Origin of the sequence: Aquiflexum sp. (assembly GCF_041749095.1) — a bacterium.
Classification (GTDB): domain Bacteria; phylum Bacteroidota; class Bacteroidia; order Cytophagales; family Cyclobacteriaceae; genus Aquiflexum.
In genome coordinates this window covers 1-9,528 of the sequence record NZ_JBGTCA010000135.1, presented here as the reverse complement: position 1 = coordinate 9,528, position 9,528 = coordinate 1, and the positions used below count along the sequence as shown (strand labels likewise).

At 38.8% G+C, this 9,528-nt stretch carries 11 protein-coding genes; 2 read left to right on the top strand and 9 right to left on the bottom strand.

What is annotated here, in order from left to right; all coding sequences use genetic code 11:
- Window positions 1–1,464: alpha-amylase family glycosyl hydrolase (locus tag ACEW8O_RS07240; RefSeq protein ID WP_373493953.1), on the top strand; the 1,464-nt coding region annotated here is incomplete at its 5' end.
- 98 nt (window positions 1,465–1,562) lie between these two features.
- On the opposite strand, the gene pfkA is transcribed toward ACEW8O_RS07240, so the two are convergent.
- Complete coding sequence (pfkA, locus tag ACEW8O_RS07235; RefSeq protein ID WP_373493952.1) at window positions 1,563–2,549, bottom strand: 6-phosphofructokinase; 987 nt, start codon at window positions 2,547–2,549, stop codon at window positions 1,563–1,565.
- Window positions 2,539–2,922 (bottom strand): methylglyoxal synthase, encoded by a 384-nt coding sequence (locus ACEW8O_RS07230; RefSeq protein WP_373493951.1) that lies wholly within the window; start codon window positions 2,920–2,922, stop codon window positions 2,539–2,541. The genes pfkA and ACEW8O_RS07230 overlap by 11 nt, the downstream gene beginning before the upstream one ends.
- A 237-nt stretch (window positions 2,923–3,159) precedes the next feature.
- On the opposite strand from ACEW8O_RS07230, the gene mscL reads away from it, so the two are divergent.
- Entirely contained in the window at window positions 3,160–3,576 is a 417-nt protein-coding gene (gene mscL, locus ACEW8O_RS07225) for a large-conductance mechanosensitive channel protein MscL (RefSeq protein WP_373493950.1), read from the top strand.
- 33 nt (window positions 3,577–3,609) lie between these two features.
- Here mscL and ACEW8O_RS07220 read toward each other — a convergent pair whose 3' ends face one another.
- The 7 genes from ACEW8O_RS07220 to ACEW8O_RS07190 form a co-directional block, all read right to left on the bottom strand.
- Window positions 3,610–4,062, bottom strand: coding sequence for a hypothetical protein (locus tag ACEW8O_RS07220; protein WP_373493949.1), 453 nt, complete (start codon window positions 4,060–4,062; stop codon window positions 3,610–3,612).
- 10 nt (window positions 4,063–4,072) lie between these two features.
- Window positions 4,073–4,450: a hypothetical protein gene (locus ACEW8O_RS07215; RefSeq protein WP_373493948.1), complete on the bottom strand. Its 378-nt coding sequence runs from the start codon at window positions 4,448–4,450 to the stop codon at window positions 4,073–4,075.
- A gap of 36 nt (window positions 4,451–4,486) precedes the next feature.
- Window positions 4,487–5,035, bottom strand: a complete 549-nt coding sequence (locus ACEW8O_RS07210) for an RNA polymerase sigma factor (protein WP_373493947.1) — start codon at window positions 5,033–5,035, stop codon at window positions 4,487–4,489.
- 207 nt (window positions 5,036–5,242) lie between these two features.
- A complete protein-coding gene (locus tag ACEW8O_RS07205) occupies window positions 5,243–6,166 on the bottom strand; it encodes a universal stress protein (protein ID WP_373493946.1) in 924 nt (307 codons plus the stop codon).
- Between the two features lie 548 nt (window positions 6,167–6,714).
- A complete protein-coding gene (locus ACEW8O_RS07200; protein WP_373493945.1) occupies window positions 6,715–8,193 on the bottom strand; it encodes a polysaccharide biosynthesis C-terminal domain-containing protein in 1,479 nt (492 codons plus the stop codon).
- A gap of 25 nt (window positions 8,194–8,218) precedes the next feature.
- Complete coding sequence (locus ACEW8O_RS07195) at window positions 8,219–9,061, bottom strand: FkbM family methyltransferase (RefSeq protein WP_373493944.1); 843 nt, start codon at window positions 9,059–9,061, stop codon at window positions 8,219–8,221.
- A gap of 14 nt (window positions 9,062–9,075) precedes the next feature.
- On the bottom strand, window positions 9,076–9,528 hold a 453-nt coding region (locus tag ACEW8O_RS07190; RefSeq protein WP_373493943.1), incomplete at its 5' end, for a glycosyltransferase family 4 protein.

The window sequence follows — 9,528 nt, the reverse complement described above, 5'->3', positions numbered from 1 at the left end:
AATCATTGGCCTCATGCAGGCATTACATATGAGATTTTTATCCAATCATTTTATGATTCAAACGGAGATGGAATAGGTGATATTGATGGCGTCACCAAGAAGCTTGACCACGTAAAAGAACTGGGAGCCAATGCAATCTGGTTTATGCCTATTATGAATTCTCCAAGCTACCATAAATATGATGTGACGGACTACAAAAGCATTCATCCCGATTATGGTACGATGGAAGATTTCATGACGCTGATTGATGAAGCGCACAAAAAGGACATCAAGATTGTCATTGATATGATCATTAACCATACAAGCAATAAGCATCCCTGGTTTTTGGAGTCCCAAAAAAGCAGGGATAATCCTTACAGGGATTATTACGTTTGGGCCCAAAAGGATACCATTGCTGATTTCATAGAAAAAAAGACAATAACCCTTGACAGTGATAATGTCCGTCAGTGGCATGACCCCGGATTTGGGGAGGATTTTTATTATGGTTTTTTCTATGGTGGTATGCCTGACCTTAATTTTGACAATCCTAAAGTAAGGGAAGAAATCTATGAAATTGGAAGGTTTTGGTTGGAAGAGGTCGGAATCGACGGATTCAGACTCGATGCTGCCAAACACATTTTTCCGGATGACAGGCCTGAGGATAACCACGCCTTCTGGAAGGAATTCAGGGATAGAATGGAAGCCATTAAGCCTGACATTTATTTAGTAGGGGAGGTGTATGATAAAAAAGAAATCGTGGCCCCCTATCTTCCGGGTCTTCCGGTATTGTTCAACTTCGATTTTCATTACACCTTGCTGGAATCCTATCAGAAGGAAGATGGAATGCTGCTTGTCAAAAAACAAAAAGAGGTACTTGATTTCTACCTTGATATTACCAATGACTTCATTGATGCCACTTTTTCATCCAATCATGACCAACCAAGGCTTTTGAATTCCCTGGATGAAAATCCCAGAAAACACAAACAGGCTATCAATATCCTCATGACCATGCCCGGCGCGCCCTACCTATACTATGGGGAGGAAATAGGCATGTTGGGCAAAAAGCCTGATGAGAATATCAGGGAACCGTTCTTATGGGATATCAATAACAATGACAAAGGCAGGACTACCTGGATGGAACCTGTTTATTCTATTGACGAGACTGTAACTCCTCTTGCAATCCAAAAATCCATGAGCACGAGTTATTTCAACCATTATAAGGATATCATCAGACTTAGAAACAGTAACAGGGCATTGGCTTTAGGGAACCTGGAACCTTATATTGGGGATTTACCCAAACCCGTCATGGCTTTTTTCAGAAACCATGAGGATCAAGAAGTCTTCGTAGTCCATAACTTAAGTGATGAAAACCAGACAATTGATGCACCAGAGGAATTCACCATTGAGTTGTTTTCTTATGGTAATGCCAAAAAAGATGGGAATAAAATCAATCTGCCTGCTTACAGTTCTTTAGTCCTGGAATAATAATTTTCCTATAAAAGTTTCAAGTATGTAGTTGGGAATTTGGAAACGATCGAAAAAAAAGGAGGTCTTCAGACCTCCTTTTTTTGATTGGCTTCGAATTAAGTGGAAAGAATTTTTGCTATCCTGAAGTCATCTTCATCTACCTCCTTGCTTCCGATGATTGCTTTAGCGATCGGTGTAAAGACGACTTTATTATTGATGATACCTGCCATGACATCATATTTACCATTGATCAATCCTTCTACAGCGGACACTCCCAACTTACTTGCAAGTACCCTGTCAGATGAGCTTGGAGCACCACCTCTCTGTAAGTGACCCAAAATGGTCACTTTGATGTCATAATAGGGGAGTTGTTTTTTGATTTTTTCGGCAATTTCAGCAGCACCACCACTTTTGCCTCCTTCTGCAACAATTACAATATTGGAGGTTTTCATTGCCTTTGTCCGTGCTTTGAGACGCTCTATCAATCTTTCTATGGGCATCTTTTTCTCAGGGATGAGTATAGCTGCTGCGGCACTGCCGATCCCTGCATTGATAGCGATAAAACCGGCATCTCTGCCCATTACCTCCACAAAGAATAGCCTGTCATGGGATGTAGCGGTATCCCGGATTTTATCTATGGCTTCAATGGCCGTATTGCATGCTGTATCAAAGCCAATGGTATGGTCAGTACCGGCAAGGTCATTGTCAATGGTTCCCGGAATACCAATTGATGGAATACCATATTCCTGATAGAAAAGATGGGCACCTGTTAGAGAACCATCCCCACCAATCACTACCAAACCATCGATACCATGCTTTTTGAGATTATCATAGGCTTTTTTTCTCCCTTCAGGAGTTCGGAATTCGGCACTTCTGGCAGATTTCAAAAAGGTTCCCCCTCTCTCTAGCACATGTGCAATGTTTTTGGACTCCAGCTTTTTGATTTCATCCTGAATCATCCCTTCATATCCTCTATAAATGCCGTACATCTCCACGTTGTAAAAAAATCCTGCCCTGACAGAAGCCCTGATGGCAGCATTCATTCCCGGGGCATCTCCTCCTGAGGTGAGGACGCCAATTTTTTTCATTGTTTTAATTTCCATCAAATTGGGTGGTTAATTGTTCAAACATCAATTGTGCTGCAGCCGGATTGGTGGCCAAAGGGATATTGTGGACATCACATATCCTCATCAACATCTGTACATCAGGTTCATGGGGATGTTTATCCAAAGGATCTCTAAAAAATATCACCATGGACAACTCTTTTTGAGCTGCCATTGAAGCAATCTGGGCGTCACCCCCCAAAGGGCCTGAAAGGAGTTTCTGAACTTTGAATCCTGCTCTTTCTATATGTAATCCGGTAGTGCCTGTGGCGACCAAGTCTATTTCTGCATGGTGCAATTGCTTTTTATAGCCACTAAGGAAATGGACCATGTCGGCTTTTTTCCCATCATGAGCAATCAATGCGATTTTCATTCTGTTCGGTTTAATAGGTTGAGGGTTTAAAGTTATAAAAAAATACAGGTTTCACGTCCTGAATACTTTTATTAATCATGTTTTGCAGAAAGGAATTTATATAGAAAGGCTCCTATACATACTCTTCAAAAATTGAAAAACCAACTTATTATAAACTTATTATCCAAGAATGTAGTCTATTATTAGTTTTTTATTTATTTTCAGAATTGAATGATTCACCAACTTTAACAAAAAATTATGAGCCTAATTAAAGAGTTCAAAGAATTTGCCATGAAAGGCAATGTGGTCGATTTGGCAGTTGCTGTCATTATTGGAGCAGCATTCGGCAAAATCGTTTCTTCCTTTGTCAATGATATTATTATGCCTCCATTAGGTATGCTTTTAGGAAATGTTGATTTCAAAGATTTGGGAATTATTCTAAGGGATGCATATATTTCGGAGGGTGGAGAAGAAATGGCTGCCGTTACTCTAAGCTATGGCAATTTCATTCAGAATGTAGTGGATTTCCTGATCATTGCATTTGTTATTTTTATGGCAATCAGGGCAATGAATTCCATGAAAAAGAAAGAGGAAGTTGCTCCTTCGGAACCACCTGTTGCACCAAAATCTGAAGTCCTTTTGGAAGAGATAAGGGATTTGTTGAAAAAAGAATAAAACAAAAAAAAAGCAGCTGAAAAGCTGATTTTTTCAATTTCTAGATCCTTTTTCACCGCCTTTATGCATTCTGTAAACCTGCCTTGTAAATTCCCTGTTGACTCCGCCTAATTTTATGGCCTGTACAGGAGTGATGGCTTTTGTCACTTCCTCCATAAATATTTTTTCCTTATCCAGTAATTGTTGCTGCAGAGATAGCCTTTCCTGGATCATTTCCTTTGCTTTGGCATCTGTGATTTCCTGTGAAGAACTCCTGTTGATAGCAGAAATCCGATCCATCAATTTACCCCGATCTTCATTGTACTGATTGAAGAGCGGCCAGAATTTCTCAGCCTGATCAGCTTTCAAATCCAGTCTGTTGGTTACAAATGCAACCCTCGCCGCTTCCAGTTTCTCTTTATCATATTGCTGCCCCTCAGGTTTCTGAGCCAGCAGGTAAGAATGGGAAAAAGCAAGGACAATAAATATTAGTGCAAATTTTTTCATGATTTTTTGTTTAATACCACCAATCTTCTTCAAATTGTTCATTGGTTTCGAATTCATATTCCCCCCATTCCATGGTGATGATTTCATCAAGAATGGAGTTTGGATTATCCGCAAATGATAATATGTCCTCAGCTTGCCAATAACCGGAACTGATGTACAGATCTATTTCCTGAGCTAGATTGGCTTCAAGTGAGCTATTTGTAGTGATGTCATTTTTAAGCACAAAGACTACCATGCCCAAAATTATTACAGCCGCTGCTGCCATACTGGTTACGAAAGTAAAAGACTTTGTTTTCCTTTTTTGGTGTCTGGTTAAAATCTCCTCAGGGAGTTTTTCAAAATAGCCTTCGGGGGTATTGAAAATATTGGTTTTAGGTATGTTTTTCATATTTACGTCGGTTAGACAGAAATAAAGTACTGAAGTTTATTCTATTTGCAGCTCATTTTCAATTTTTTTTGCTGCATGGTGGTAACTTGCTTTTAAAGCTCCCACCGAAGTTTCTGTAATCTGACTCATTTCTTCATAGCTCAGATCCTCGAAGTACCTTAAGTTAAACACCAATCTTTGCTTAACCGGTAATTTCAGCAAGGCTTTCTGAAGTTTTTTTTCTATTTCATCTCCGGTAACCATACCTGAATGTTCAAGGTAATTTTCCATTTCAGACTCATGGTCATCTACTGAAAAGAAAAATCTCTTTTTTTTCTTTTGGAGAAAATTCAAACTTTCATTGGTGGCAATCCGGTACAGCCATGTGAAGAGAGATGAATTTCCATGGAAACTATTAATATTTTTAAAGGCTTTGATAAATGTGTTCTGAGTGATATCATCAGCATCCTCATGAATCACCACCATTTTTCTTATTACCCCATAGATCCTTCTTTGATACATTTCAATCAAAAATCTATATCCTTTTTCCCGGGTATTGGGATTTTGGATCATCTGTAAAAGTTCTAAATCGCTTAATGATATCATTCGCATCTTTGACAGAGGAATAATACATAAGTTTAATCTGTTTTCAAAAAAAGGGGAGGAACGAAGGTGCTTTTTTAAGGTTCCTATTATAAACCTTAAGGATTATTAGCTTCAGTGATTTAACAAAACAGTGTGGGTTAAGAAATATAGCACTGCTGACCAAATCTAAGAGATAAGATTCGCGGTTTTGGTTTTTTCAACTTTACCTTAGATCTCAAGGATATAATCCAATATACCGGCGTTTTTCCCTTTTGGTCTTGTTACCAACAATGGAAACTCCTCATTGAGCTGGATCAGCCTTTCAGCCATACTGCCTAAAAATAGTGCTGTTGCGGCAGTCCTGCCTTTAGCACCGATGATGATAGAATCAGCATCTATTTCTTTGGCCTTGGCCAAAATGTCTTCCACAGGGTCATCATCTTCATCTTGTGTATAAACAGCTTTGATTTTGATGTTCTGGGTATCAATTTTCCTGATGAATTTCTTAAAATTTATTTCAGCATGCATCAACATGATCTCTGTAAATTCCTTATAGCTTTTTCCTGTAAAATGATATCCTGATGGAACAGTGAAAACATTTTGGCAAACTATTTCAGCTTTGCCTCCATATTTTTCTACAATCATGATAGCCTCTTCCATGGCATCTTTGGAATAATCCGAAAAATCACTCGGCACCAATAGCCTCTCCATTTTGGGTTCCGCATTTTCGGGAATGATCAACAGGGAACAGCTGGCTCTTCTTGCCAATCTTTGGGAGACGACCCCTGTACCGGGAAGGCTTACTTTTCTACCGACCAAAATCATGTCCGCAGATTTCTCGTGGGCAAGTTTGAGTATTTTTTTGGAGAGTTGCCCTTCTTTGACAACATAAGAAAATTCGATGTTATCGGCTTTGCCAAAGTTCTTCTCCACAACATCCTTCATCTGGGCTTTTCTCTCCTCAACCATGTTATCTATCAAATGGGGAAATTCCTCCAGGACATCTTTTGGGATGTTCAGGTTTCTGATGACATTGGTAAAATAGATCTTTTTGGTTTGGTTGACCTTGGAAATGAAAGCTGCGAACCTGACAAGGGTAGCATCCAATGCACTTTGATCCAGACAAACGATGAGTTTTTTTATTTGATACATTTTTTTAAACCTTATCGAACTGCAAAACTAAACGATTTCAATGATGAAAAGTTGATTTTTGTAAAATATTGTTTTGAATTTATTATTTGTATTTAACCGGTTCAGATTATTATTTTGAAAGTCCCATTGTATGAATCAAAGGAATATTATTAAAACCAAATATGATTTGACCTTATAATCCATTATTTTTTTTCCCAATAAAAATACTGATTAAATGTTTTGAACAAAATGAATTTTGGTGAATTTGTTTGGAATGGGAGATTATCCATTAAAAACCGCAGATGACAAAAACAGGCTTAAAGCATAACCTTTCTGCTCATAACGTTTCTTAGTTTAATTCGTATATTTGCCCAAATGGCTCAGGTCGCTGACATGTTCCAACTTCACAAGTAAATACAATGCCGAGTGAAGCCCTTTCCAAAAACAGGCCTCACCCCTCATCCCGATAGCTATCGGGAGGGCCTCGTATCTTAGGATTCAGGATAACAGTGGAAGTTTGCGGATTTCAGGCAGCTCAAATCTTGTCAATAAAGGGGTTTGGTAACACTCTATGGCCTGGGCCTTTTTATTTTTTCAATTATTGATTTTTGACTTTCTTTTGCTATTCCGAGCAAATAAATCCCTGCAATATAAATCAGGGTAACTACCACTGACCTCAAAATAATGTCTTTGAGGCCCACTTCCATAAACTGAAGAACAAATAATTGAATGCCATAAGTAAGTAGACCCAAAACGAAGATTTTCAACACATCGAAAGAAAACGGATCAAAATCCAACCTGATTCTGATATAAATGTATTTGATCAGGTTATAAATCAGAAGAGACAAAAAGGAGGCAACAGCAGCTCCTTCGATGCCATAAACCGGAATAAGCAGGAGATTTAAAACAACGACTGCCACACACATGATGAGAGTCGCAGTGATGTTGAAAATATAATACTTCGAAAAAACGATAATTTCCCCGTTAATCGAAAATAATATATCGGACATCTTGGCCAATCCAATCCATAATACCACCCATTTGCCTGTTTCATAAATAATACTGTTTGGGACAAAGTGATAGAGATTGTCAATATTGGACCATATTCCCAAAAACAAAAGCAAGCAGATCAAAAACTGATGGACGGCTATATTTTTATAAAGTTTATTGATTTCAAAATGCTCATTTTTAGCGAAGTGCTCCGCAACCACCGGCATAGCGGCTTGGGAAATAGCCCTTCTTGGCAATTCCATGACGATGGCAATGGAAAATGCTATCATGTAAATTGCATTTGCATCAAGCCCGATCATCGAACTGACCATCAGGCTATCGATTTTCATAATCAACACCGATCCTGCTGTACCCAAAAGCGTAATCATGCTGTATTTCAGAAAATCCCTTCTGAAATCTTTTGGAAATGATGAAAAGTCGAAGTCTAATCTGAAAATATTGATGTTGACCATATAAAAGGTCATCCCAATCAGGGATATTAAATAGAGGACAGCCAATCCCCAAATCATTTGGTCAATAATCAACCAGTTCATAAAGTACATGCTTACCAGGATGGCGACTGATATTCTATTGACAACATCCCTGAAAAAGCTGGGAACGGCTATTTTCATAAAAGACCTGCAAAATGCTTCCAATATAGTATTCATCACTGAAAATAAAGTGATGAAAAGGACCACCCCCAAAAAATCAATGACTTCAGGAGAATTGGTTGCAAAGGCTGCAATAACATTTTCTTTGAAAATCAGGAAAAGTGATGAAACTATCAGGAATCCAACAAAAGTCAATATCAAACTCAAAGTAAAAAAGGCATACTTTTTTTCTTTGACCAAAGGAAAAAAACGCGTGATGCCATTTCCAATCCCCAACTGAGCTATGGGAACCAATAGCAGCGCCATATCCTGAAGTGTTCTAAAAAGACCGATTTCATCAGGCTGCAAAACATAAGGCAACAACCAAAGCACATTGAAATAACCTATCAACACCCCTATGTAGGAAGAAATTGTGGTCAGCAGACTTTGGCGGGCTATGGGTTTCATCGAAACAAAAATAGAAAGATAAATCTTATCTTGCCGAGGCAAGAATATTGCAGAATTCCGGTGGAACACTCTCTATGGGAATGCGCTTTCCTCTTAGTCCGATTTTTTCGAAAGTGTAGCCCATTGGCCTTAGTAACTCAAAAATCTCCTCAGGTTCATAGCCTCCTGCCAGACAAGCTTCTCTATTAATTTCGATCATAAGGTAAGGTTTGTGTTTTTTCAGGGTATTCACAGCACCTTTCAGAACCTGTAATTCTGCACCTTCCACATCGATTTTGATCAGATCGACTTGATTACAGTTAAATAGTTGCATTTGGTTATCCAGGGTATCAAGCTTGATTTCCTGAATCAGGACTGTATGGGTTTGAGTTGGGAACATGGTATTTACACCTTCATTGTCTCCCTCTTTGCCATATAGATTGAGTTTACCAGGAGCTTCGGACAATCCCATTTTTGCAGGAATGAGAGCATTTTGATATTCAGGATTCAGGGAGAAATTGAAACCCAACTGATCGTAAAGCCCATCCATGGGTTCAAATGCGATGACCTTACCGGTTGGCCCTGTATGTTTTACAGCCCATAGACTGTATTCCCCTTGATTCGCCCCAACATCGATGATAGTTTGCCCTTTTTCAAGTATTTTTCCCAGAACAAAAATAGGCGCCCAATCATGCGCTCCCCGCCAATATATGGCCGCACCCATACTTTTGGATATGTCCACCTTCATCGAGATTCCCCTAAATGAAAAAGTTCGCCATGCTGGATCATGGTATTCCTTCCGGAAAAGATTTTTAATGAACTGAACCAAAAAATATCCGCCCGGAATGACAAATAAATTTCTGGTAAATATGGCTGAAATTTTTTCCATTGGTCTTTTGAAAATCAATAGGGTAGTTTTGAAAAGAGCAGGTCTTGCCTACTCTGCAATGAATATTTCTGAATAATCCTTTCTCTTGCTTTTTGGTTAAAGCTTTCCTGAATGGGTATTTCGAGTATTTTTCTTAGCAGTTTTTCCAAAAGATTGACATCCCTGTGTTCCAAAATATATCCGGTTTCCCCGATAATTTCAGGGATGATGTTGACCTTACTTCCTATGGGGGTACAGCCACAAAGCATCGCCTCACACAATGCGCAACCAAAGCCCTCAAATACGGACAACTGAAAATAGAAGGTGGCTTTGCGATATTCATTTCTGATCATTTCAGCATTTAGTTTGCCCATAAACTTCACGTTTTGAGAATTTCCGTTCAATGTTTCAGGTTTGGACATTCCGGCAATTTTAAAATCACAATCAGGAAATCTCTTAGCCAATTCGAGTATCAGGTCTCCTCCTTT